At 68.0% G+C, this 24928-nt stretch carries 23 protein-coding genes; 10 read left to right on the forward strand and 13 right to left on the reverse strand.

Annotated elements, in window-relative coordinates; genetic code table 11:
- From HR9077_RS03505 to hemE, 4 genes are all read right to left on the reverse strand, one after another.
- Complete coding sequence (locus HR9077_RS03505; RefSeq protein WP_136065175.1) at window positions 1–1191, reverse strand: amino acid ABC transporter permease; 1191 nt, start codon at window positions 1189–1191, stop codon at window positions 1–3.
- Between the two features lie 73 nt (window positions 1192–1264).
- Entirely contained in the window at window positions 1265–2293 is a 1029-nt protein-coding gene (locus tag HR9077_RS03510; protein WP_136065177.1) for an amino acid ABC transporter substrate-binding protein, read from the reverse strand.
- Window positions 2294–2571: 278 nt separating this feature from the next.
- A complete protein-coding gene (locus HR9077_RS03515; RefSeq protein WP_136065179.1) occupies window positions 2572–2952 on the reverse strand; it encodes a VanZ family protein in 381 nt (126 codons plus the stop codon).
- Window positions 2942–4006 (reverse strand): uroporphyrinogen decarboxylase, encoded by a 1065-nt coding sequence (hemE, locus tag HR9077_RS03520; RefSeq protein WP_136065181.1) that lies wholly within the window; start codon window positions 4004–4006, stop codon window positions 2942–2944. Before hemE ends, HR9077_RS03515 begins: the two co-directional genes overlap by 11 nt.
- 185 nt (window positions 4007–4191) lie before the next feature.
- On the opposite strand from hemE, the gene ribA reads away from it, so the two are divergent.
- Both ribA and trhA read left to right on the forward strand, forming a co-directional pair.
- Complete coding sequence (gene ribA / locus HR9077_RS03525; RefSeq protein WP_136065183.1) at window positions 4192–4827, forward strand: GTP cyclohydrolase II; 636 nt, start codon at window positions 4192–4194, stop codon at window positions 4825–4827.
- A 69-nt stretch (window positions 4828–4896) separates the two neighbouring features.
- Window positions 4897–5589, forward strand: coding sequence for a PAQR family membrane homeostasis protein TrhA (trhA, locus tag HR9077_RS03530; RefSeq protein ID WP_136065185.1), 693 nt, complete (start codon window positions 4897–4899; stop codon window positions 5587–5589).
- A gap of 23 nt (window positions 5590–5612) precedes the next feature.
- On the opposite strand, the gene soxR is transcribed toward trhA, so the two are convergent.
- Complete coding sequence (gene soxR / locus HR9077_RS03535; RefSeq protein ID WP_136065187.1) at window positions 5613–6065, reverse strand: redox-sensitive transcriptional activator SoxR; 453 nt, start codon at window positions 6063–6065, stop codon at window positions 5613–5615.
- 77 nt (window positions 6066–6142) lie between these two features.
- On the opposite strand from soxR, the gene HR9077_RS03540 reads away from it, so the two are divergent.
- Together HR9077_RS03540 and HR9077_RS03545 are read left to right on the forward strand one after the other, a co-directional pair.
- Entirely contained in the window at window positions 6143–6715 is a 573-nt protein-coding gene (locus tag HR9077_RS03540) for an NADPH-dependent FMN reductase (RefSeq protein ID WP_136065189.1), read from the forward strand.
- Between the two features lie 75 nt (window positions 6716–6790).
- A complete protein-coding gene (locus HR9077_RS03545) occupies window positions 6791–8653 on the forward strand; it encodes an ABC transporter ATP-binding protein (RefSeq protein WP_136065190.1) in 1863 nt (620 codons plus the stop codon).
- Between the two features lie 103 nt (window positions 8654–8756).
- Here HR9077_RS03545 and HR9077_RS03550 read toward each other — a convergent pair whose 3' ends face one another.
- The 5 genes from HR9077_RS03550 to xseB all read right to left on the reverse strand — a co-directional run bounded on the left by HR9077_RS03550 (window position 8757) and on the right by xseB (window position 13716).
- Window positions 8757–9722, reverse strand: coding sequence for an alpha/beta fold hydrolase (locus HR9077_RS03550; RefSeq protein ID WP_136065192.1), 966 nt, complete (start codon window positions 9720–9722; stop codon window positions 8757–8759).
- A 69-nt stretch (window positions 9723–9791) separates the two neighbouring features.
- Window positions 9792–10562 (reverse strand): co-chaperone DjlA, encoded by a 771-nt coding sequence (djlA, locus tag HR9077_RS03555; protein WP_136065194.1) that lies wholly within the window; start codon window positions 10560–10562, stop codon window positions 9792–9794.
- Between the two features lie 39 nt (window positions 10563–10601).
- On the reverse strand, window positions 10602–12533 hold the full coding sequence (gene dxs / locus HR9077_RS03560; RefSeq protein ID WP_136065196.1) for a 1-deoxy-D-xylulose-5-phosphate synthase: 1932 nt from the start codon (window positions 12531–12533) through the stop codon (window positions 10602–10604).
- 9 nt (window positions 12534–12542) lie between these two features.
- On the reverse strand, window positions 12543–13433 hold the full coding sequence (locus tag HR9077_RS03565) for a farnesyl diphosphate synthase (protein WP_136065198.1): 891 nt from the start codon (window positions 13431–13433) through the stop codon (window positions 12543–12545).
- Window positions 13423–13716, reverse strand: coding sequence for an exodeoxyribonuclease VII small subunit (gene xseB / locus HR9077_RS03570; RefSeq protein WP_136065200.1), 294 nt, complete (start codon window positions 13714–13716; stop codon window positions 13423–13425). Before xseB ends, HR9077_RS03565 begins: the two co-directional genes overlap by 11 nt.
- Window positions 13717–14044: 328 nt before the next feature.
- Between xseB and serA the strand changes: the two genes are divergently transcribed.
- The gene (serA, locus tag HR9077_RS03575; RefSeq protein WP_136065202.1) at window positions 14045–15295 is read left to right on the forward strand and encodes a phosphoglycerate dehydrogenase; all 1251 of its coding nucleotides are present in this window, start codon (window positions 14045–14047) and stop codon (window positions 15293–15295) included.
- Between the two features lie 114 nt (window positions 15296–15409).
- Here serA and HR9077_RS03580 read toward each other — a convergent pair whose 3' ends face one another.
- Window positions 15410–17464, reverse strand: a complete 2055-nt coding sequence (locus tag HR9077_RS03580; RefSeq protein WP_136065204.1) for a TonB-dependent receptor family protein — start codon at window positions 17462–17464, stop codon at window positions 15410–15412.
- Window positions 17465–17616: 152 nt separating this feature from the next.
- Entirely contained in the window at window positions 17617–18846 is a 1230-nt protein-coding gene (locus HR9077_RS03585) for an amino acid deaminase (RefSeq protein ID WP_136065206.1), read from the reverse strand.
- Window positions 18847–19042: 196 nt separating this feature from the next.
- Between HR9077_RS03585 and HR9077_RS03590 the strand changes: the two genes are divergently transcribed.
- From HR9077_RS03590 to HR9077_RS03605, 4 genes are all read left to right on the forward strand, one after another.
- Entirely contained in the window at window positions 19043–19906 is an 864-nt protein-coding gene (locus tag HR9077_RS03590) for a MurR/RpiR family transcriptional regulator (RefSeq protein ID WP_136065208.1), read from the forward strand.
- 2 nt (window positions 19907–19908) lie between these two features.
- A complete protein-coding gene (locus HR9077_RS03595; RefSeq protein WP_136065210.1) occupies window positions 19909–21393 on the forward strand; it encodes an N-acyl-D-amino-acid deacylase family protein in 1485 nt (494 codons plus the stop codon).
- The gene (locus HR9077_RS03600) at window positions 21390–21773 is read left to right on the forward strand and encodes a RidA family protein (RefSeq protein ID WP_136065212.1); all 384 of its coding nucleotides are present in this window, start codon (window positions 21390–21392) and stop codon (window positions 21771–21773) included. Before HR9077_RS03595 ends, HR9077_RS03600 begins: the two co-directional genes overlap by 4 nt.
- 200 nt (window positions 21774–21973) lie before the next feature.
- Window positions 21974–23470 (forward strand): sodium:solute symporter family protein, encoded by a 1497-nt coding sequence (locus HR9077_RS03605; protein WP_136065214.1) that lies wholly within the window; start codon window positions 21974–21976, stop codon window positions 23468–23470.
- A gap of 76 nt (window positions 23471–23546) precedes the next feature.
- Here the strand turns inward: HR9077_RS03605 and HR9077_RS03610 are convergent, their stop codons facing one another.
- Window positions 23547–24173: a YdcF family protein gene (locus HR9077_RS03610; protein ID WP_210725848.1), complete on the reverse strand. Its 627-nt coding sequence runs from the start codon at window positions 24171–24173 to the stop codon at window positions 23547–23549.
- A 278-nt stretch (window positions 24174–24451) separates the two neighbouring features.
- Here HR9077_RS03610 and HR9077_RS03615 point away from each other — a divergent pair, with 278 nt between their 5' ends.
- Window positions 24452–24919 carry a DUF2243 domain-containing protein gene (locus HR9077_RS03615; protein WP_136065218.1) on the forward strand — a complete coding sequence of 156 codons (468 nt, stop codon included), beginning with the start codon at window positions 24452–24454 and terminating at the stop codon, window positions 24917–24919.
- Window positions 24920–24928: the final 9 nt, after the last annotated feature.

Consider the following 24928-nt stretch of genomic DNA (forward strand, 5'->3'; position numbering starts at 1 on the left):
TCAACGCTCCTTGAGCAACGTGCGCGCGTTATAGATGTTCATCAGCAACGACACCGACAGGCTGATGACCAGGTACACGGCCATGGTCATGGCGATGATCTCGATCGCCTGGCCGGTCTGGTTGAGCGTGGTGCCGGCGAACACGGCCACGATGTCGGGGTAGCCGATGGCGGTGGCCAGCGACGAGTTCTTGATCAGGTTCAGGTACTGGCTGGTCAGTTGCGGCACGATCACGCGCATCGCCTGGGGTATCACGATCTTGCGCAGGGTGATGTCGCCCGGCAGGCTCAGCGAGCGCGCGGCCTCGGTCTGGCCATGGGGCACCGACTGGATCCCCGAGCGCACGATCTCGGCGATGAACGCCGCCGTATACACCGACAGAGCCAGCCACAGCGCCATCAGTTCCGGCATGACGTTGATGCCGCCGCGGAAGTTGAAGCCGGTCATTTCGGGCATCGACCACTCCAGCGGCATGCCGGTGGCGACGAACACGATCAGCGGTACGCCGATGATGAGCGTCGCGCCCAGCCAGTAGACGGGCAATGCCTTGCCGGTGGCGGCCTGCCGCCTGCGGGCGAAGACCCCCAGCGCCACGGCGGCGACGGTCGCCACCAGCAATGCCCAGGGCGTGGCGGCGAAGCCCTCGAGGGGCAGCGGCGCCGGTGTCACCAGCCCCCGCACGTTGAAATAGAAGGCGTCGAACAGCGACAGGCTGTCGCGAGGCGAGGGCAGCGAACGCAGCACCGCGAAATACCAGAACAGGATCTGTACCAGCAGCGGAATGTTGCGGAACACCTCGACGTAGACCGCCGCCAGCTTGGCCAGCAGCCAGTTGGGCGACAGCCGGGCGATGCCCACCGCAAAGCCGATGATCGTCGCGGCGACGATGCCCAGCGCCGAAACCAGCAGGGTATTGAGAAGGCCGATGACGAAGGTACGACCGTAGGAGTCGTCGCTGGAGTAGTCGATCAGCGTCTGCGGGATCGAGAAGCCCGCACGCTCGCCGAGGAAGTCGAAGCCGGTGCGAATGCCGCGGGCATCGAGGTTGGCCAGCGTGTTGTGGACCAGATAACCGATGACGGCGGCCAGCCCCACGAACAGCGCAATCTGCACCACCAGGGCTCGGATGGCCGGATCACGCCACAGGGGGCCACGCCCGCGCCGGGGAATGGAGGTGGATGGACGCAACATGGAATGTCTCTACTTCGGGCAGGGTAAATGCACCGCACGCCGAGGCGCGCGGTGCGGGGACATCATGTCGCGTTCAGCGGACCGGCGGAGCGTACTGAATGCCGCCGTCCGTCCACAGGGCATTGATACCGCGCTCGATCTCCAGCGGCGAATCGGTACCCACGGTCCCGGCGTAGACCTCGCCGTAGTTGCCCACCTGCTTGATGATGTCGTAGGCCCAGTCGTTGCTCAGCCCGAGCTGCTCGCCGTAGCGGCCGTCGGTACCCAGCAGGCGCGCGACATCGGGGTTCGGCGGGTTGGCCTTCATGGCGTCGACGTTTTCGCTGGTCACTCCCAGTTCCTCGGCGTTGAGCATGGCGAACAGCGACCACTTGACGATATCGAACCACTGATCGTCGCCCTGGCGTACCACCGGGCCCAGCGGCTCCTTGGAGATGCGTTCGGGGAGGATCTTGACGCTGGACGGGTCCTGGAGCTGCAGGCGCAAAGCGGCGAGCTGCGAGGAGTCGGAGGTCAGCACGTCGCAGCGTCCGCTGTCGAAGCCCTGCGCGGTCTGGTCCGAGGTATCGAAGGCGACCTGCTGGAACTGCATGTCGTTGGCCTTGAAGTAATCGGCCATGTTGAGTTCGGTGGTGGTGCCGGACTGCACGCAGATCGAGGCACCATCGAGTTCGGTGGCGCTGTCGATGCCGAGCTCCTTGCGGATCAGGAAGCCCTGGCCGTCGTAGAAACTGACGCCGGTGAAGTTCAGACCCAGGGAGTTGTCGCGGGTCGCGGTCCAGGTGGTGTTGCGCGACAGCACGTCGATTTCGCCGGACTGCAGCGCGGTGAAACGCTCCTTGGCGGTCAGCGGGGTGAAGCTCACCGCGTCCGGATCGCCGAACACGGCGGCCGCAACGCCACGGCAGACTTCGACGTCGAGCCCTTGCCAGTTGCCATCCTCGTCCGGCGCGGAGAAGCCGGGCAGACCGGTGCTCACCCCACAGCGGAATTCGCCGTTACCCTTGACGTCGTCGAGCGTGGCCGCCTGGGCCTGGGAGGTCACGGAGGCAGCCAGTACGGCGGCAGGTAGCAGTAACAGGTTCTTGTTCTTGTATCGCATAGTGGAATCGACTCCCTTGCGTTGTAATTTGAGTGCATGCTCAAGCATGGCTCCATAACGCTTGCAAGGAGTGTTCCAACCTGTCGCCTAAAGCCGTCACACCATCAATCAACGTAGCTCCAACGCAACCGAGCCGCATCACCGACAGGCCCCGGCGCACCGCAAAGTCGCCCTGACGTGGGCGTCACGCACCGCGATGAAGCGCTCCTTTCCACGCCCGAGCGCCCGACCCCGCTCCGGCACATGGCGGCAGGCAATGCGCCAAACGAGCTAGCTGCCTAGCCGCGGTGCGCCAAGTAACGCTGCCAGACAACCAGTGCCAGCCAGGCGAGCAGCGCGCCGAGACTGTTGGCGAGGATATCCAGCCAGTCGCTGCCTGTCCGGCCGGGCACCGCGCTCTGGGCGAACTCGATCGCCACGCCGTAGGCGATGGCCAGCGCCGCCGCCCGCCAGGCCGACAGGCCCGTCAGGCCGAGCGCCAACGCCAGTGCGGCGTAGGCGACGAGATGGTTGAACTTGTCCCAGGGCAGGTCCGGGGGCAGCGCCTCGACCGGCGACAGGCTGCCCCAGGCGATCACCAGGGCCACGACCAGGGTGGCGGCCGCGGCCAGCCAGCGCCGGTGGCGCCGCAGCGGATATGCCGCACGCTCAGTCGGCATGATAAGCCGGACTGAGTTCGTGGAGCGCATCGAGAAAGGCGCTGACCTGCTCGGGCTCGGTGTACTGGCTGATGCCGTGGCCGAGGTTGAAGACATGCCCCGGACCGGTGCCGTAGCTGTCGAGAATGCGCGCCACCTCGGCGCGGATCGCCGCCGGGCGGGCGAACAGTACGTTGGGGTCGAGATTGCCCTGCAGCGCCACGCGGTGGCCGACCCGCTCGCGGGCGTCGCTGAGTTCGGTGGTCCAGTCCAGGCCCAGCGCATCGGCGCCGCTGGCGGCGATCTGCTCGAGCCACTGGCCGCCGTTCTTGGTGAACAGGATCACCGGCACCCGGCGGCCGTCGTGCTCGCGGATCAGACCGGCGACGATCTGCTCCATGTAGCGCAGCGAGAACTCCAGGTAGGCCGGCGTCGACAGCGTGCCGCCCCAGGTATCGAAGATCTGCACCACCTGGGCGCCAGCGCGGATCTGTGCGTTGAGATAGTCGGTGACCGCCTGGGCCAGCAGGTCGAGCAACTGGTGCATCGCCTCGGGGTTGCCGTAGAGCAGGCCCTTGACGTGGCGAAAGTCCTTGCTCGAGGCGCCCTCGACCATGTAGGTGGCGAGCGTCCAGGGGCTGCCCGAGAAGCCGATCAGCGGCGCCCGGCCGTTGAGCTCGCGACGTACCGCGGCGACGGCGTTCATCACGTAATCGAGGTCGCGCTCGGCATCGGGCAGGCTCAGCGCCTCGACGTCGGCCTGGGTGCGCACCGGCTTTTTGAACTTGGGACCCTCGCCGGTCTCGAAGTACAGCCCCAGACCCATCGCGTCGGGGATGGTGAGGATGTCGGAAAACAGGATCGCGGCATCCAGCGGGTAGCGCTCGAGCGGCTGCAGGGTGACCTCGCAGGCCCGCGCGGTGTCGCGGCACAGGTCCATGAAGCTGCCGGCCTCGCCGCGCACCCGGCGGTACTCGGGCAGGTAGCGCCCGGCCTGGCGCATCATCCATACCGGGGTACGGTCCACCGGCTGGCGCGCCAGGGCGCGAAGAAGACGGTCGTTGTGAAGTTCCATCGGGCCCTCGTCGACTCGTGAGTTTGCGCCATTGTAACGGATGGCCGGCCATTCGACGCCCCTTGGATGCCCCCTGGGCGCCTGTCGCGGTGCATCGCTGATGAGCCGGAGCCGCTATCCTGCTATCATGGGACGTTTCCATCGGCCGGGCGCTGGTGCCCGCCGGTTCGCAGTCGAGGATCATCGTGACGATACGCTTCATCGCCGCCTCCCAGCTGCCCACGCCCTGGGCCACCTTCACCATGCACGGCTTCGAGGACGAGGCGACGGGCAAGGATCATATCGCCCTGACGCTGGGTGACGTGTCGATCGGCGAAGCGGTGCTCGGCCGCGTGCATTCCGAATGTCTGACCGGCGATGCGTTGTTCTCGATGCGCTGCGACTGCGGCTTCCAGCTCCAGGAAGCGCTCAAGCGCATCGCCGCCGAGGGTCGCGGCGTGCTGCTCTACCTGCGCCAGGAAGGTCGCGGCATCGGCCTGCTCAACAAGATCCGTGCCTACCACCTGCAGGACCAGGGCTACGACACCGTCGAGGCCAACGAGCACCTGGGGTTCGGCGCCGACTTGCGCCGCTACGACCTGTGCGTGCCGATGCTCGAGCACCTCGGCGTACGCTCGCTCAAGCTGATGACCAACAACCCGCGCAAGGTCGACGCCCTGACCCGCGACGGCGTGACCATCAGCGAACGACTGGCGCTGACCACCGGTCGAAATCCCCACAACGAACATTATCTGTCGACCAAGGCCGGCAAGCTCGGCCACCTCATGGCGCTGGAGGACTTCACCCCGGCGGGCGACGTGGAAAGCCGGCGCAAGCCCTGAACACGTTCGGTCGTTCGCCGCCCCGGCGTGGTTTCGTCGCGGCGCCGTAGTCACCGAGGAGACAGCCCGATGCCCCGTTCCCGTCTGCCAGAAGAGACCCGCCCACCCGACGACGGCGACGGCTACAGCCTGCTCGAGGAGGTGCTGCACAGCGTCAGTCACGGCATCGGCGCCGCCTTCGCGCTGGCCGGGATGGTGGCACTGATCGTACTGGCCAGCCTCGCGGCCCGGATCGACCCCTGGAAGATCGTCGGCGTCAGTCTCTACGGCACCACGCTGGTACTGCTCTATACCGCCTCGACGCTCTACCACGGCGTGCGCCGCCCGCGCCTCAAGCGGGCCATGAAGGTGGTCGACCACTGCGCGATCTATGCGCTGATCGCCGGCACCTACACGCCCTTTCTGCTGGTCAACCTGCGCGGCCCGCTGGGCTGGACGCTGTTCGCGGTGATATGGGGCCTGGCGGTCGGCGGCATCGCCCTCAAGCTGATCTGGCCGCAGCGCTTCGGCGTGCTGCGGGTGGCAGTCTATCTGGTGATGGGCTGGCTGATCGTGGTCGCCAGCGATGCCATGGGCACCCACCTCTCCGACACCAGCATCGCCTGGCTGGTCGCCGGGGGCATCACCTACACGCTGGGGGTGGTGTTCTACGCGATCCGCGCGATTCCCTTCCATCATGCCATCTGGCACCTGTTCGTGCTGGGCGGCAGCGTGTGCCACTACGTCGCGGTGTACACCGCGGTGCTCTCGCCCCAGGCCTGAGCGCGCTCCCCGGGCGGGACGGCTCAGGGCTCCAGCAGCCGGGCGCCGGGCCCCTCCTCGCCGAGCACATCGCCGGGGTTGCGCAGCGGGCAGGCGTCCATCGACAGGCAACCGCAGCCGATACAGCCGTCGAGCTGGTCGCGCAGCCGCTCCAGACGCCGGATGCGTGCATCGAGCCGGGCCCGCCAGGTGACCGACAGGCGCTGCCAGTCCGCCGCACCGGGACTGCGCCAGGCCGGCAGCGCCTGCAATGCCTCGCGTATCTCGGCCAGCGGCACCCCGGTGCGCTGGGCGACCTTGATGATCGCCACGCGGCGCAGTACATCGCGGGCGTAACGGCGCTGGTTGCCGGCGTTGCGCCGGCTGGCGATCAGCCCCTTGGCCTCGTAGAAGTGCAGCGTCGATACCGCCACCCCGCAGCGTGCGGCGACCTCGCCCACCGAGAGCTCGCGCTTGCGCGGCTTGAATTGGTTCATCGCGACCTCCTTGACCTCAAGTTTACTTGAGGTTCTAGAGTACTCGGCAACCGTTCGCAACCCCGAGGTGCCGATGCATGCCTGCCCCGCTCTCTCTCGCCATGCTTCTCGGCGGCGCGCCGCCCACGCAGTTCCGCGATCGCGTGGCACGCTGGGTGGCCCGCCAGTTGCGAGACCATGACGCACTGGCGGTCACCCCCATCGACTGCGCCGGATGGCCCGCCTCCACGCCGCCGCCGACCGAAATCCGCAAGAATCTCCATGCCGCCGATGGCTTTTTGCTCATCACCCCGGAGTACAATGGCGGCCCGATGGCACTGGAGCGCCTGTTCGATGCCGCCGATCTGCCCTGGGCCGGCAAGCCGGTCGCGTTCGTCGGCTACGGCGGCGACTCGGGCGGCGAACGGGCCGTGGCACGCCTCCACGAACGCTGCGTCGCCCGGCGCGCGCTGGCGCTGCCCGGGCCGCTATTGTGTGTCGATGCCTACACCCGCTTCGGTCTGCACGGCGAACTCTACGCCTCGCTCGGCGAGCCGCTGCGGCTGAGCCGGCTGCTCGCCCGGCTGGCGCTCTGCGCCGGCGCGTTGCGCGCGGCTCGCGGGGCCGGGCCGGTCGCCATCCCCTCCGTCAGCGCCGGGCTGGACGACTGAGCGACGCCTATGCGCTGCGCCAAACCACCCGGGCAGGCCCCGACGGGGCCCATGCCCGCCAGGAGAAGACACACCATGTTCCGCTGGTTCGAAAGCCGTCTCGATCCCTTCCCCGCCGGCGAACCGGGGCGACCGCCCGCCTCGCTGATCGCCTTCTGCCTGCATTACACCCGCGGCGCCTGGCCCTATCTGGCCGCCTCCGCGCTATTGATCGCGCTAATCGCGGTCACCGAAGTGTGGATCTTCAGCTTCCTCGGCAACATCGTCGACTGGCTGTCCAACCAGCGCCGCGAGACCTTCCTCGCCGACCAGGGCGCCAAGCTCGCCGGCATGGCGCTGCTGATCCTGGTCGGGCTGCCGGCGATGGTGCTGGCGCACTCGCTGATCAACCAGCAGACGCTGATGGGCAACTATCCGATGCGCATCCGCTGGATGGGCCACCGCTACCTGCTCAAGCAGTCGCTGGGCTTCTATCAGGACGAGTTCGCCGGGCGCATCGCCACCAAGCTGATGCAGACCTCGCTGGCGGTGCGCGAATGCGTGATCAAGCTGATCGACGTGCTCAATTACGTCAGCGTGTATTTCCTCGGCACCCTGGTGCTGGTGGGCATCGCCGACTGGCGGCTGGCCCTGCCACTGGCGGCCTGGCTGGCCGGCTACCTGCTGTTGCTCGGCTACTTCGTTCCGCGCCTCGGGCGCATCTCCAAGGCCCAGGCCGATGCCCGCTCGCAGATGACCGGACGGCTGGTCGACAGCTACACCAACATCCAGACGGTCAAGCTGTTCTCCCATGCCCGGCGCGAGGCCGCCTTCGCCCGCCAGGGCATGGCCGGTTTCCTGACCACGGTGCACGGCCAGATGCGCCTGGTCACCGGTCTCTACGGCGCGCTCTATGCGCTCAACGCGCTGCTGCTGTTCGCCATGGGCGCACTGTCGATCGGCCTGTGGCTGACCGAGTCGGTGAGCATCGGGGCGGTGGCCGTGGCGCTGGGCCTGGTGATGCGACTGTCGGGCATGTCGCAGTGGATCATGTGGGAAGTCTCGGCGCTGTTCGAGAACATCGGCACGGTACAGGACGGCATCGCCACGCTGTCGCTGCCCCATCATGTCGAGGACGCCGCCGATGCCGCGCCACTCGACGTGACACGCGGGGCGATCGCCTTCGAGCGCATCCGCTTCCACTACGGCAAGGGCAGCGGGGTGATCGACGAGCTGAGCCTGACGATCCGCCCCGGCGAGAAGATCGGCCTGGTCGGGCCGTCGGGGGCCGGCAAGTCGACGCTGGTCAGCCTGCTGCTGCGTTTCCACGACCTGGAGGGCGGGCGCATCCGCATCGATGGCCAGGACATCTCCCGGGTCTCCCAGGAGAGCCTGCGCGCGCAGATCGGCATGGTCACCCAGGACACCTCGCTGCTGCATCGCTCGGTGCGCGACAACCTGCTCTACGGCCGGCCCGATGCCGATTCGGCGATGGTCGACGCGGCGGTGCGCCGGGCCCACGTGGCGAGCTTCCTCGACGAGCTGCGCGACATCCACGGCCGCCGCGGCCTGGAAGCCCACGTCGGCGAGCGCGGGGTCAAGCTCTCGGGCGGCCAGCGTCAGCGCATCGCCATCGCCCGGGTGATGCTCAAGGACGCGCCGATCCTGATCCTCGACGAGGCCACCTCGGCGCTGGATTCCGACGTCGAGGCGGCGATCCAGGAAAATCTGGAGACGCTGATGGCCGACAAGACGGTGATCGCCATCGCCCACCGGCTGTCGACCATCGCCGCCATGGACCGCCTGGTGGTGATGGAGGGCGGGCGGATCGTCGAGCAGGGCAGCCATGCCGAGCTGATCGCCCGCGATGGACTCTATGCGCGATTGTGGCGGCGTCAGTCCGGCGGCTTCCTGGACGCCGAGGCGGCGCAGGCGAGCGTCGCCGCGCCCTCGAGCTGAGCGACGCGCAGCGAGCGGCTGCGCGGGTATCCGTGGAGGGTGATCATGGCGTGCGTGGCTCCAGGATTGACCCTCGCAGTCTAGGCCATTGGCAAGCGCGGGATCATGGGTGAACGCGGGACGCCACCCGGCGAATGAACGCCGCGGTTTCATCGGGCCGGGTGAGCGGCAGCATATGGCCCGCCTCGGGCAGGGTCTCCACGGCCAGGCCGGGCACCTTGTCCCGCATGGCCATGCCGTGGCGCGCAGGGTCGAGTATCGCGTCGCGCTCACCGAACAGGATGCCCACCGGCAGGCGCAGCTCATGATAGCGATCGACCAGCTGCGGCAAGGCGTGCTCGAGCATCGCCAGATCGGTCGAGTTGGCATAGAAGGCTTGCGGGCGCAGCGTCAGCAGGCCACCGCCACGCGTCGCGAAGTCGGCGGGAACCGGCTCCGGGGCGAATATCGCCGCCAGCATCCGCGATGAATAGCGCACACCGAACGGCACGGCAAGGGTATCGGCCACAAGGCGCCGCCAGCGCGGCGAGCGGATCGCCATGCCGCGAAAGGCCGGCGGCACCTCGGTCTCCTGGCCGGTCAACGGCGCCAGCAGGGCCAGGCCCGCCACGTCGCCGGGGTAGTTCTCGGCCAGTGCCAGGGCCACCGCGCCGCCCAGCGAATGCCCGACCAGCAACGGCCGCTCGATGCCCAGTGCGCGCCAGGCCTCGCGGATCCGACGCGCCTGGGCGGTCAGGACGGCAGCCTCCGCGGCGCTACCGCGCTCGGAATAGCCCGAGCCGGGCCGGTCCACCGCGATGACGTGAAAGTCGTCGGCCAGCCGCTCGATCAGTGCGTAGGAGAAGTGCTGCAACTGCCCGCCCAGCCCGTGGATCAGCACCAGCGGCGGGCCCTGGCCGGCCTCGACGAGATGCACGCGCCCCTCGGCCGTGTCGACGAAGCGCCCGGCCGGCGGCACGGCAGTCTCGGCGCGGCGAGCGACACGTGCACTGAAGCGCCGCAAGCCCCAGAGGCTCAGCGCGATGGTCGCCAGCAGAACGACGCCCAGCGTCAACGGGGTGGTGCCCATGCGTCCCTCCTCGCTCGCCTCGATGCTGTGTTGGTGGCGTCCGGCGCGGCGGCGCCCGCCGGCGCGCCATCAGCCGTTGGCGGCGCGGGCTTCCTTGATCTGGTCGTAGGCGTGGGTGATCTCGCGGGTCCGCGCCTCGGCGACCTCGCGCATGCTCTCGGGCAGGCCCTTGCCGGCCAGCTTGTCGGGATGGTTCTGGCTCATCAGCCGGCGATAGGCGCGCTTGAGCTCGGCGTCGCTGACGTCGCGCTCGACGCCGAGCACCCGGTAGGCGTCCTCCAGCGCCTGGCCGGAGGGCGGTCCGCCGCCCGCCTGACCGGCCTCGCCACGCAGCATCGCCTCGATCTGGGCGATCTCGGCCTCGCTGCAGCCCAACCCGCGGGCCACACGCAGGATCATCTCGTGCTCGGCCGGGTCGAGCTTGCCGTCGGCGGCGATCGCCGACAGCTGGACCTGGAGGAACACCTGCAGCAGCGCACGCTGGCCGCGGGTGATGCGCCGCACCTCGGCAAGCTCGGCGTCGAGATCGAAGTCGTCGGCCTTGCCGCGCTCGAAGGCGTCGCGGGCGCGGTTGCGCATGTCGCCGCTCATGCGCATGCGCGTGAACAGCGTCTCGGCGACCTGCACTTCCGCATCGGTGACCTGGCCGTCGGCCTTGCAGATGCAGCCCATCACCGCGAAGGTGGAATCCAGGAATTGCGACTGCAGCTGGGCCACCCGGGCGATGCCGATGCCCCGCGCCAGGCGCCGGCCGAGCCAGTAGCCCAGCAGTGCGCCGATCAACATCCCCGGCCAGCGGCCGATGAGATAGCCCAGTATCGCCCCGATCAGGATCGCCATGGTGTCCTCGTGTGCTGTATCAGACGCAGGTGCGCCGGCTCATGGTTGGTCGGCCAGGCGACGACGGATCGATGCTTCGATGCCGTCGGCGTCGAGCCCGCAGGATGCGAGCAGCTCGCCGGGTTTGCCGTGCTCGACGAAGGCATCGGGCAGGCCCAGGTTGAGCAGTGCCACCTGGACGCCCTCGGCGGCCAGCAGCTCGTTGACGCCGCTGCCGGCGCCGCCGGCGATCGCGCTCTCCTCGAGCGTCACGACCAGCCGGTGATCGCGCGCCGCGTCGAGCACTGCCTGGCGGTCCAGCGGCTTCACCGAGCGCATGTTGATATGCGTGGCGTCGATACGCTCGGCGACCTCGGCGGCCGGGCCGTTGAGGCTGCCGAAGGCCAGCAGGGCGACATCGCCGCTGCCCCGGCGACGCGGCTCGGCACGGCCGATCTCGAGGGTTTCCAGGCTCCCGGGCAGCGGCGTGCCGGGGCCCTTGCCGCGTGGATAGCGGACCGCCGCGGGGCCGTCGTGATGATAGGCGGTGCTGAGCATCGCCCGACACTCGGCCTCGTCGGCCGGCGCCAGGATCACCAGCCCCGGCACGCAGCGCAGGTAGGAGAGATCCAGCGCGCCGTGGTGCGTGGGGCCGTCCTCGCCGACCAGACCGGCGCGGTCGATGGCGAAGGTCACGTCGAGGTGCTGCACGGCGATGTCATGAATCAGCTGGTCGTAGCCGCGCTGCAGGAAGGTCGAATAGATCGCCACCACCGGCTTCATGGCTTCGCAGGCGAAGCCGGCCGCCAGGGTCAGCGCGTGCTGCTCGGCGATCGCCACGTCGTAGTAGCGCTCGGGGTACTCCCTGGAGAAGCGCACCAGATCCGAGCCTTCGCGCATCGCCGGGGTAATGCCGATCAGCCGCGGGTCGGCGGCGGCCATGTCGCACAGCCAGTCGCCGAACACGTTGCAATACTTGCGCGGCTTGGCCTCGGGCAGGGAGGCGCCCTGTTCGACCGGCGCCTGGGTCTCGACCTCGGGCGGCGGCGCGGGCTCCTTCTCGAGCTTGGTAATGGCGTGATAGCCGATCGGGTCGGCCTCGGCCGGGCGGAAGCCCTTGCCCTTGCTGGTCTTGATGTGCAGGAACTGCGGGCCGTCGAGGTCGCGCAGGTTGCGCAGCGTCTGGTTGAGCCCCGCCAGGTCGTGGCCGTCGATCGGGCCGATGTAGTTGAAGCCCATCTCCTCGAACAGCGTCGCCGGGCTGACCATGCCCTTCATGTGCTCCTCGGTGCGCCGCGCCAGCTCGAGTGCGCCGGGCAACCGCGAGAGCACCTTCTTGCCGCCCTCGCGCACGCTGATGTAGGTCTTGCTGGAGAAGATGTGCGCCAGGTAGCTGGCCATGCCGCCGACGTTCTCGGAGATCGACATCTCGTTGTCGTTGAGTATCACCAGCAGGTTGGCATCGACGTGACCGGCATGGGCCAGTGCCTCGAAGGCCATTCCGGCGGTCAGCGCGCCGTCGCCGATCACCGCGCACACCCGGCGCTTCTCGCCGCGGGTGCGGGCGGCCAGCGCCATGCCCAGCGCGGCGCTGATCGAGGTACTCGAATGACCGACGCCGAAGGTGTCGTACTCCGACTCGTCGCGCTTGGGAAACGCCGCCAGCCCGCCGAACTGGCGGATGCTGTGCATCGCCTCGCGGCGCCCGGTGAGGATCTTGTGCGGGTAGGCCTGGTGGCCGACATCCCAGACGATCCGGTCATGGGGCGTCTCGAGGGCGTGATGCAGGGCGATGGTCAGCTCGACCACGCCCAGCCCGGCACCGAAGTGGCCGCCGCTGCAGCCCACGCTGTAGAGCAGGTAGGCGCGCAGTTCATCGGCCAGCTCGTCGAGCTGGGCGGCACTCATGGCACGCAGCGCGGCCGGCGTATCGATGGTGTCGAGCAACGGCGTCGCCGGGCGCTCGACAGGAATCTCGTCGAACAGCTTCATAAGGGCTCTTTAGTAGTCGCGCTCGATCATGTAGCGGGCGAGGCCGGCCAACGGCTCACCGGCCTCGCCCAGCGGGGCGATCACGGCCAACGCCTCGTCGAGCAGCTCGCCGGCCTTGGCACGGGCCGCTTCGAGGCCCATCAGGGCCGGATAGGAAGGCTTGTCGCGGGCGGCGTCGGCGCCCGAGGCCTTGCCCAGCGTGGCGGTATCGCCGGTGACATCGAGAATGTCATCGTGGATCTGGAAGGCCAGGCCGATGGCGCTGGCGTAACGCTCCAGATGCTGCAGTCGCGGGTCGCTCATCGGCACCGCCGTCAGCCCGCCCAGCAGCACCGCGGCACGAATCAGCGCGCCGGTCTTGTAGCGATGGATCTGGGCCAGCGCGTCAGCATCGATGCGGCCGCCGACCACCCCCAGATCCAGCGCCTGCCCGGCGACCATGCCATCACGGCCGGCGGCCTGGGCCAACACCCGGATCATCGCCGCCAGCCGCCCATGGCCGGCATCGGCCAGCCATTCGAAGGCCAGCGTCTGCAGGGCGTCGCCGGCAAGGATCGCGGTGGCCTCGTCGAAGGCCTTGTGGACCGTGGGCTGGCCACGGCGCATGTCGTCGTCATCCATTGCCGGCAGATCGTCGTGGACCAGCGAATAGGCATGGATCAGCTCGATCGCCACTGCCGCGGGGTCGAGCGACTCGTCATCGGCACCCAGCGCGCGTCCGGCGGTGTACACCAGCACCGCGCGCAGGCGCTTGCCGTTGCCCAGCACACTGTAGCGCATCGCCGCCTCGAGCCGGTCGGCGGGCGTGTCGCGATGGGCGAAGAGCTCCTCGAGCTCGGCATTGATGCGCGCCTGATCGGCACTCAGACGCAGCGGCCATTCCATGGTTTCATCGATCATTGCCGCTCTCCGAGGGCGGGTTGGGAGCCGTGAACGGCGTCGCTTCGAAGCGTCCGTCGGGCTGTTCGACCAGTGCCTGGACCTGGAGCTCGGCTGCGTCGAGCCGGCGCTGGGCGTCGCGGGTCAGCCGCACGCCCTGCTCGAAGGCCGCCAGCGACGCTTCCAGCGTCAGCTCTCCGGCTTCCAGCTCGCCGACCAGCGCCTCGAGCCGCTCCAGGGTGGCGGCGAAATCCTCGGGTGGCGCCTCGTGGTCCGTGGGCGCTGCGGGGTCCTTGTCTGCCATGCCATTCTCACTCATCGAAACGGGCCGCGGCCTCGCGGCCCGCACGGGCCAGGGTCTGGCCGGACAGTATACACGCTGTGCCGCGGGGTGCCTGCCCCGGGGCGGACTGCAGGCACGGGGCCGACAGCCCCATCAATCGGGCTCATGGTCAAGCTGCGGCATTTTCATCGTCCCCCGCCGACGCTGTGCTACGATAGGCGCCCTGTTGCGCTACCCCTTGCCTGGCTTGGCCTGCCACCCGACCGCGGCCTCTTCATCAGCCGGAGCCAACGGGTCGCTTTCCCACCAACGAGCGCGTCGTCAGTCGACGAAAAGGGTTGAACCGACAATGGCCAAAACGTCCCTGGACAAGAGCAAGATCAAGATCCTGCTGCTTGAGGGCATTCACCAGTCGGCGGTGGATAACTTCCTGAACGCCGGTTACACCAATATCGAGCATCTGCAGACATCGCTGGATGAAGAGACGCTGATCGACAAGATCCGCGACGTTCACTTCATCGGCATCCGCTCGCGCACCCAGCTCAACGAGCGGGTATTCGCCGCCGCCGAGAAACTCACCGCGGTGGGCTGCTTCTGCATCGGCACCAACCAGGTGGATCTCGATGCCGCCCTGGCACGCGGGATTCCGGTGTTCAACGCGCCCTACTCCAACACGCGCTCGGTGGCGGAGCTGGTGCTGGCCGAATCGATCATGCTGCTGCGCGGGATTCCCGAGAAGAGCGCCCGGGCGCATCAGGGCGGCTGGCTGAAGTCGGCCAGGAATTCCCACGAGGCGCGCGGCAAGACGCTGGGTATCGTCGGCTACGGCAACATCGGCGCCCAGCTGTCGGTACTCGCCGAGTCGGTGGGCCTCGACGTGATCTTCTACGACACCATCACCAAGCTGGGCATGGGCAACGCCCGCCAGGTCGGCAGCCTGCAGGAACTGCTGGCGCGCGCCGACGTGGTCAGCCTGCACGTCCCCGACGTGCCGTCGACGCGCTGGATGATCGGCAAGGAGCAGCTGGCGCTGATGAAGCAGGGCGGCATCCTGATCAACGCCTCGCGCGGCAGCGTGGTGGTGATCGAGGAGCTCGCCGAGGCGCTCAGGAGCGGCCGTCTGCTGGGCGCGGCGATCGACGTCTTCCCGGTCGAGCCCAAGGGCAACGCCGAGGAGTTCGTCTCGCCGCTGCGCGGGCTCGAGAACGTGATCCTCACCCCGCACATCGGCGGCTCGACCCTCGAGGCCCAGGAGAACATCGGCATCGAGGTCGCCGAGAAGCTGATCACCTACTCCGACAACGGCACCACCATCACCTCGGTCAACTTTCCCGAGGTGGCGCTGCCGGCCCATCCGGACAAGCATCGTCTGCTGCACATCCACGAGAACGTGCCCGGGGTGCTCTCCGAGATCAACCGTGTGTTGTCGGAAAACGGCATCAATATCGCCGGTCAGTTCCTGCAGACCAACCCCCAGGTCGGTTACGTGGTGGTCGATGTCGACAAGGCCTACGGCGCCCAGGCGCTGGAGGCGATCAAGCAGGTCGACCACACCCTGCGTACCCGCGCGCTCTATTCGGAAACCAACTTCGAAGAGTAAGCGCCACACGACCGTGACGCCCCCACCCCGGCATGCAGCATGCCGGGGTTTTGTTGATGCCCGCCTGACGCGCACGGCAGTGTCGCCGGCCGAGCCGAACCCGGAGCCAGCCGCTCAGAACTCCACGCCCAGGCCGGCGTAAAAGGTGCGGCCGGGGGCCGGCTCGAAATAGCGATCGTTATTGGCATTGATCCGCACGTTGGCGAAGTGCTCCTCGTCGAGCAGGTTGCGCACCCCGAAATAGCCCTTAAGCAACGTATCGCCGCCCAGTTGCCAGCCATCGCCGGCGCGCAGGTTGACCAGCCAGAAGCTATCGACGTCGACGTCATTGGCGTTGTCGGCAACCATGTCGCCGATATATTGCGTCTCGAGGGTGGCGAAGCGCTCGCCAAGACCTTGCCAGCCCAGTTGATTGACCCACACCCGTTCGGGCAGCCCGGGCAGGCGATTGCCGGCATGGTCGCCGTCGTCGGACTCGAAGCTGTCGAACTCGTAGCGCGCCAGGGTCAGTGCGCTGTCGATGCGCCAGTTGGGGGTGAACTGCCAGCCCAGCGCCAGCTCGAGGCCATCGCGGGAGGAGTCGCCGGCATTCTCGTAGAAGGTGCGCCCGGACTCGCCCTCGTAGGGCACCAGCTCATCACGCACCTCGACCGAGAACAGCGCCACGTCGTAGTCGATGCCGCTGTCGAAGTTGCCGCGCAGGCCAAGCTCGCGATTCCAGGCTTTCTGCGGCTCGATGTCGGGATTGAACCCCCCTCCACCGTTAGGATTGGCGAATTCGGAGAACGTCGGGGTCTCGTAGGCAGTGCCCGTGTTCAGATAGATCTGATGAGTGGGTCGGTAACGATAGCTGAGCCCCGCCGAACCGCTCCATTCATTGAAGGTACGCTCGCCGGAATTGTCGCCGTCGGTGCCGTAGTCGTCGTCGATATCCAGCGCGACGCGATCGAAGCGCGCGCCCAGCGATAGCGTGAGCTTGTCGGTCATGTCCAGATCACCCTCGGCGAAAGCACCCAGCGCGGTCGCGGTCTGGGTCTCGTCGGCGACCTCGCCGGTGACCGTGCCGTCGAACTCGACGTTGCGCCGCCAGCGATCGTCCTCCTGGCGGGCCGCATCGACACCGACCACATAGCGCAGCGGCAGCTCGCCGACCGTCAGATCCTGATGATATTCGGCACTACCACCGAAGTAGTCACGCTGGTAACCGATCAGACTGTCGCCGGGATAGGGCAATTGCTGCTCGAAGTCGCGCCAGCTGTAGAAGCCCTTCAGATAGAGCTCGCCGGGGCCGGCGGACAGGTCTTCATACTGCAACCCCAGCACCTGCTGGTCGACGCTCTGGCCAGTGTCGTATTCCTCGGTAAAGGCGCCGGCCTGATCGCGATCTTCCTCGACCTGCTCGCGAGTCAGCCCGCCCGGGTCCTCGGAGCGGGGGTTGTCGAGCAGATTGACGATGGCGGTGATGGCGCGGTCGTTGCCCAGCTCACGGCGCAGCTTGGCGTTGAGCAGATACTTCTCGACCTCGCTGTGGTCGCGATAGCCGTCGCTATTCAGTGCCGAGAAACTGACATGATGCGACCAGGGGCCATTCTCGCCGCCGTTGCTCGCCGAGAGCTTGCGGTAATCGTCACTACCGCCCTCCACGCGGACCTCGCTGCCGGCCGATTCGCCACGCCCGTCGGCGGTGGTCACGTCGATCACCCCGCCGGCGGCATTGCCGTAGAGCACCGACGACGGACCGCGGATGACCTCGATGCGCCGGGCGCTGTCCAGGTCGATGGCGTCGGTCTGGGCCTGGCCGTCGGGCAGCGTGTAGGGAATACCATCGACCATGACGGTAATGCCGCGCACGCCGAATGGAGCCCGGGCGCCGAAGCCGCGAATCGAGATGCGCTGGCCCTGGGCGAAGTTGTTGCGGTTCTGCAGATAGACGCCCGGCACGGTCACCAGCGACTCGTCGAGGCGCACCCGCTGCTGGCCTCGCTGGATCTCCTCGCGCTCGACCACCGACACCGCGGCGGGGGTGGCGTAGAGTTCGCGGTCGAGCCGCGGGGCGGTGACTTCGATGACCGGGGTCGCGTCGGCTTGCTGGGCGGCGGCCGTGGGCACCAGCAGCACTGGCAGGCCGAGCCCCAGCAAGGGCGCGAGGGGAAGGTAGCGATGGACCATGTCGGTTCCCTGTGACGTGTGGCGATGGCGTAAGACGACGGCGCCCGGGCGATCGTTGTCACCCGGGCGGCGTCATTCTATCAGCCTAGCACTCACGGCGCGGCGAACCGGGCCGACCCATGGCCTCGCCATCGCCTCTTTCGACGGCGCCACTAGAAATACGTCGCCAGGGTCTCGCGCACCGTCAGGGTCTCGTCAACCAGGCACAGCCGGCGCCACTTGTCGAAGGTCAAGCAGGGGTGCGAGGCGCCGAAGGCGACGATGTCGCCGACCGCGACATCCTCGGCATCGCTGGGCAGTTCGATGAAGGCATGCTGGTCCATCAGCCTGGACAGCCGCCAGCCCGCGACGGCGAGCGGCTGATCGGCACGGCCGCCCTCGCGGTAGCGGCGCAGCGGCTCGGGTAGCTGATCGTAGCCGATGTCGCGCTTGCCCAGGGCGACGATCGCCAGTCCCGGCTCGGGCAGCGACTGCACCTGGGCGAACACCTCGAGCGCCGGCTCGAGCCCCTCGTGAAGGTCCGGGCGGCGCGCCAGCACGCCGCGCTGGGCCTCGCGGTAGAGGCCATGGTCGTGGACCACGTAACAGCCCGGACGCAGCACCGGCGTGAAGCGCTCGCGCAGTTCGGCGGCGTCGAAGGCCTCGGCGATCAGGTCGTACCAGGCCGAGCCCGAGGCGGTGACGAGCGGCTCGCCGACACCGATCAAGCCGTCGTGGTCGAGACGCTGTGCGCATTCGATCAGCCGCGCAGCATAGTCGCGGATCGCCGCCACCGGGTCGGCGCCGTGCGCCGCGTCAGCAACGACGCCCTCGTAGCCCTCCATGCCGGCCAGTTGCAGTGCCGGTTCGGCGTCGACCACGTGCGCCAGCTCGATCACCTGCTCGACTGTGCGACAGCCGGTGCGCCCGCCGGGCACGCCCAGTTCGATCAACACGTTGAGCGCCAACCCCCGCGCGGCGAAGAACCGCCCCAGCGCGCGGGCGTTGGCCTCGCCGTCGACCACGCAGTAGAACTCGGCGCCGGCCTCGACCAGCCCGGCGACGATCGCCATGTTCGCCTCGCCGACCAGCTGGTTGGCGAGCAACAGGCGGCGCACGCCGTGCATGTAGGCCGCGCGGCACTGCGGGGCGGTGGCCAGGGTGATGCCCCAGGCGCCGGCCTCGAGCTGACGCCTGAACAGCGCCGGGGTCATGGTGGTCTTGCCGTGCGGCGCGAGATGTGCGCCGTGAGCCTCGGCGAAGCGCTGCATCCACACCAGGTTGTGCGCCAGCGGCGCCTCGAAGATCGCCGCTGCCGGCAGGCCGACCCCACCCAGCAGCGAGCGCCCCGTTTCGGGCGTGCCCTTGTTGCCCGCTGCCTTGCGCTTGGCCGATTCGCTCATCGCTGCCTTCCTCCCCGGGCCGGTCGCCCTGTTCGTTTCGATGCTGGCTGGCGATTTGTGTTAGTTATTTTCACGCCTATTGATTTATTGTTAGAAAATACCATACTGCTCCCGATAAACAACTCTCGATACCCGTGATCGAGACATGCCGCACGGCTCCCGGGCCCTTCGCCTTTACCCTGCCGAGGAGAATCCGGTGACTCAGGAGATCGACATTCTGTCACGCATCACCAGCGATTTCGCCGAGCTGCGCGACGCCGAGAAGAAGGTGGCCGAGCTGATCTTCGCCGACATCGATTTCGTCGCCGAGGCCAATATCAGCGCCATCGCCGCACGCGCCAAGGTCTCCGATGCCAGCGTGACCCGTTTTGCCCGCGCCGTGGGTTGCACCAACGTGCGCGATCTCAAGCTGCGCCTGACCCGGGCGCTGGCCGCCGGGCGCCGCTTCATCCAGGACGCCGGCGACGCCGACGGCTCCAGCGCCGTCTACGACATCGCCACCCAGACCCTGGCGCTCAATCGCGAGCTGATGGAACAGGCCGATGTCGCCGGCGCCGTGGAGCTGCTCGACGGCGCCCGCCAGGTGCTGGTGTTCGGCGCCGGCGGCGGTTCGACGATGCTCGCCCAGGAGCTGCAGTTCCGGCTGGTGCGGCTGGGCTACGCGATCAGCGCCTACCCGCACTCGCTGCTGCCGCGGATGGTCGCCTCGACGCTGGAGCCCAGCGACGTGGTCGTCACGCTGTCGGTGAGCGGTTACACCCCGGAAATCGTCGAGTCGGCGCAGATCGCCCGTCAGTATGGCGCCCGGGTGGTGGCGATCACCGCCAACGGCTCGCCGCTGGCCGAGGCCGCCGACGTGGTGCTGCCGGTGGTGGCCCGCGAGACCGACTTCATCTATCACCCCTCGGCGTCGCGCTACGCCATGCTCGCCGCCATCGACGTGCTGGCGCTGGAACTGGCGCTGCGCCATCAGGACCGCTCGCGCACCAAGCTGCGCCGGCTCAAGATCACCCTCGACGCCCATCGCGGCGGCGACAACCGCCAACCGCTGGGAGACTGAGCATGCGCTACGACACCCTGATCCGCGGCGCTTGGATCGTCGACGGCACCGGCGCCGAGCCGTTTCGCGCCGACCTGGCGGTGCGCGGCGAGCGCATCGTCGCCGTGGGCGCGCTCAGCGAAGCCACCGCCGACACCGTGATCGACGCCCACGGCCGCTACCTGGCGCCGGGCTTCATCGACGTGCATACCCACGACGATACCAACGTCATCCGCACCCCCGGGATGCTGCCCAAGCTCTCGCAGGGGGTGACCACGGTGGTGGTCGGCAACTGCGGGATCAGCGCCGCGCCGGTGACGCTCAGCGGTGACGTGCCCGACCCCATGAACCTGCTGGGTCGCGCCGAGGACTTCCGCTACCCCAGCTTCGAGGCCTACGCCGACGCGGTGGACGCCGCCGCGCCCGCGGTCAACGTCGCCGCGCTGATCGGCCACACCAGCCTGCGCAGCCAGGCGATGGGCGACTTCGACCGGCCCGCCGACGAGGCCGAGATTCTGGCCATGCGCGATGCCCTGCGCAAGGCGCTGGCCGCCGGCGCGCTGGGCATGAGCTCGGGGCTGGCCTACCGCAACGCCTTTCACGCCCCCCAGGCCGAGATGCGAGCGCTGGTCGCCGAGGTCGGCGCGGCCGGCGGCGTGTATACCACCCACCTGCGCGACGAATTCGCCGGCCTGATCGATGCGATGGACGAGGCCTTCGACACCGCGCGCCAGGGCCAGGCGCCGCTGGTGATCTCGCACCTGAAGTGCGCCGGTGCCGGCAACTGGGGCGGCGCGCCACGCGCGCTCGGCAAGCTCGAGGACGCCGCGCGTCATCAGCGCGCGCACTGCGACTGCTATCCGTATACCGCCGGCTCGTCGACGCTGGATCTGGGTCAGGTCACCGACGAGATCGCGATCTTCATCACCTGGTCGGACCCGCACCCCGAGCAGGCCCAGCGCGCGCTCGCCGAGATCGCCGCCGACTGGGGCGTATCGCTGATCGACGCCGCGCGCCGCCTGCAACCGGCCGGCGCGGTTTACCACAACATGAGCGAGGACGACATGCGCCGGGTGCTGGCCCACCCGCTGGCGATGATCGGTTCCGACGGGCTGCCCAACGACCCGCACCCGCATCCGCGGTTGTGGGGCGCCTTCCCGCGTGTGCTCGCCCACTACAGCCGCGATCTCGAGCTGATGCCGCTGGCCGAGGCGATCCGCAAGATGACCGGCCTGTCGGCCGCTCAGTTCGGCCTCACCGACCGCGGCGTGATCCGCGAGGGCGGCTACGCCGACCTGACGCTGTTCGATCTCGACACTCTCGAGGACGTCGCCGACTACGCCCGGCCGATCGCCGCCGCCCGCGGCATCGAGCTGGTGATGGTCAACGGCACGATCGGCTACCGCGCCGGCGCGGCCACCGGCGAGCGCGGCGGCCGCCTGCTGCGTCGCAGCGAGCGCCTGTCTCCACAACCCACTAGTTCATTCACAACGGAGGAAACCCCATGACCATCCAGCGTTACGGCGTCGAGGGCGGCGTCGGCACCGGCGGCCAGAAGCTGCCGTTCGCGCGCGCCACCGAGGCCGCCGGTTGGCTGTTCGTCTCGGGCCAGACACCGATGACCGCCGGCGAGGTCGTCGAGGGCGGTATCGTCGAACAGACCCGACTGGCCTTCGACAACTGCCTGGCGATCATGCGCGAGGCCGGCTACGGCGTCGAAGACGTCGTCCACGTCACCGCGGTGCTGACCGATGCGCGCTACTTCTCGTCGTTCAACAAGGTTTTCGCCGAGGTGTTCGGCGAGCACCCGCCGGCGCGCATCTGCAGCGTTCAGGACCTGGTGGTCGACTGCAAGGTGGAGGTCGACGTCAAGTGCTACCGCGCCTGAGCGCGACCGACGCGTGGGCCCGCGGGCGGCAACCCGCGGGCCGCGAAACGGCAACAATGGACGGGCAACAAAAAGGCGCCGAGGCCCGGCAAGGCCCCGACGCCACACACTGCAGCGATAACCACGTTTACAACCTACAACGTTTTCTACCACTGCCTCGGTCGCGGCAACGACCGAGCCAACAAGTATAAGAGGCATGTATGAACAGTCATATCTTCCTCGGCACCTTCTTCGCCTATATCGTGGCGATGATCGGCTTCGGCTGGTGGGTGTCGCGCAACAGTCGTGGCAGCGGCGACGACTTCCTGCTCGGCGGGCGCAGCGTGCCGCTGTTTCTCACCGTGGGCACCACCGTGGCGACCATGGTCGGTACCGGCTCGAGCATGGGCGCGGTGGGCTTCGGCTACTCCAACGGCTGGGCCGGCGCGCTCTACGGCATCGGTGGCGCCGTCGGCGTGCTGGCGCTGGCGGTGTGCTTCGCCCCGGTGCGCAAGTTCCGCTTCATGACCATGAGCGAGGAGCTCTCCTACTATGTCGGCGCCAATCGGCTGGTACGCAACGTCGTCGCGCTGCTGATCTACATCGCCTGCATCGGCTGGCTGGGCGCGCACATCCTCGGTGGCGGGCTGTACCTGGCCTGGGTGGCCGACATCGACCCCACCCTGGCCAAGCTGGCCGTGGCGCTGGGCTTCGGCGTCTACTGTGTGATCGGCGGCTACATGGCGGTAGTGTGGACCGACACCATCCAGGCCATCGTGCTGTTCGTCGGCTTCTTCCTGATGGCCGGGCTGGCACTGATCGAGGTGGGCGGTTTCGACGGCCTCACCGCCGGCATGGACGCCGCCTCGACGAGCTTCCTGGGCATCGACAAGATCGGCGGGCTGCCGGCGCTGTCGCTGGCCACGGTGATCGCCGTCGGGGTACTGGCCACGCCGTCGTTCCGCCAGCGCATCTACTCCGGCAGGTCGGTGGGCTCGGTGCGCCGCTCGTTCTTCATCACCGGCGCGCTCTACCTGGCCTTCTCGATCGTTCCGGCGATCATCGGCATGGCCACCCACGTGCTCAATCCCGACCTCGACAACAGCAACTTCGCCTTCCCGTTCCTGGCCACCGAGGTGCTGCCGCTGGGTCTGGGCCTGCTGCTGCTGGTCGCGGGGCTGTCGGCGACCATGTCGAGCGCCAGCTCGGACGCCATCGCCGGGGTCTCGACGCTGATGCGCGACATCTACGTGCTGTTCACCGGGCGCACGCCCGCCGCGCGCCACGTGGTGCTCTACTCGCGACTGGCGCTGGTCGCCACCATCGGGCTGGCGCTGGCCTTCGCGCTGACCTCGGACAACGTCATCAGCTATATCACCAAGATGATCTCGACGGTGCTCGCCGGGATGTTCGTGTGCGGCATGCTGGGCCGCTTCTGGCCGCGCTACAACTGGCAGGGCGCGATCGCCACGCTGATTTTCGCCTCGGCGACCTCGCTGGCGGTAATCGCCAACGCCGGGTGGAGCGCCTTCTGGGGCAACCCCAGTATTCCGGCGGTCATCGTGGCGACTCTCGGCGGGGTAGCCGTCAGTCTGGCCACGCCGGCCTCGCGGATCAGCGAAGCCGAGGCACTGGCCAAGCTCGATCAGGAGCGCGAACGCATGGAGCGCGCCCCCGAGGCCACGCTGACCCAGCCGAGCGCGCCGCCGGCCGGCTGACCGACAAGCGATTCATTCACTCGACGATGGCCCCGGTATCCGTACCGGGGCCGTCTCGACGGTGGTCACGAACACCTCAGGCGGTCGGCGAGAGCATATGACTGTCGAAGCCATGTCCGGCCAGATACCGGAACGACGTCAGGACATCGTCCGGCACGTCACTTGGCACCTGGAATCCGGCAGCGGGATAGTTGATGAGCCTGTCGATGTCGCCGACCATCTCCGCGATCACACCGAAAACCCCGACGATGTTCGATACCTCGTCGGGGAAACGGATCGGCGGACCATCGGCCCGAACATCGGCGTCGGGCCACTGGATCGGCGCGGTCGCGATGATGCGCCGGATGGAATTCAGCTTCGTTACGAAGGTCACTTTCCTGGCCGAGGGCACGAGAAGCCGCACGTTTCGAATGTTCTCGGCGAAGTTCGTCGCCTGCGTTTCCAGGAGCATCGAGCTGTCAGGAAGGCCATGCCGGCGCGCGCGCTCCGCAAAGACCCGCGCTTCGGTCTCGCTCCACAGGTGACGGGTCCAGTTCCCGGTGCGTCCGGTAATCACGAGCCGATCGAAGTGGCCGCGCTCGAAAAGATCGCAGGCATGATCGCATACGCGCAGATCGTACGATCCACATACGACCAGTAACCCTTCCCGATGATGGTCAGGAGGCGCGGCAAGATAACGCCACAAGACCCGCGCATGACTCATTGTTGGTGTCACTGCCAAGCCCTTGCAGAAAGCGGACAATTTCCCGAGGCATGTGCTGCATACTCATGTAACGCTTTTTTAAAAACGATACGACTCGGAATATATATGGATCATTCCATCCCCATTCGCAACTCCCCCTGCTGACGATAGACCCGGCGGTACCACTGCCGTTCGGCGATCAAAGACAAGCCGGCTTTACCGCACGCCCCCGGCTGCCTACGTTTTAGTAGACGTTCAAGGAGTTGAACGAGGATCCGACACATCGGCAGGAGGCCACCATGTCCATCCCCCAGCCCAGCCACGCCAATCCTCGCCGCACCCTGCTGGCCAGCGTACTGATCGGCATCGGCTGCATGGCGGCGGTCGACGAGATCGTCTTCCACCAGCTACTGGCCTGGCACCACTTCGTCGACCGCGACACGGCCTTCGCGCTGGCCTCCGACGGCCTGCTCCACGCCGGCGAACTGGTGCTGCTGGTGACCGGCTTCTTCATGATGATCGAGCTGCACGGCGCCAGCCGCCAGGCGCCGGGCTATCGCGGGCCCGGCTTCCTGCTGGGTGCGGGGGGCTTCCAGGTCTTCGACGGGGTAGTCGATCACAAGATCCTGCGCCTGCATCAGGTGCGCTACGTCGACAACGTCTGGCTCTACGACATCGCCTGGATCGGCTTCGGCGTGATCGTGCTGGCGATCGGCTGGCTGCTGCTCAGGCGCGCCCGGCGCGGTCACGCCGCGAGCCAGCGCTAACCGCCGGCG

It is taken from the genome of Modicisalibacter radicis (genome assembly GCF_900961225.1).
In the GTDB taxonomy this organism is placed as follows: domain Bacteria; phylum Pseudomonadota; class Gammaproteobacteria; order Pseudomonadales; family Halomonadaceae; genus Modicisalibacter.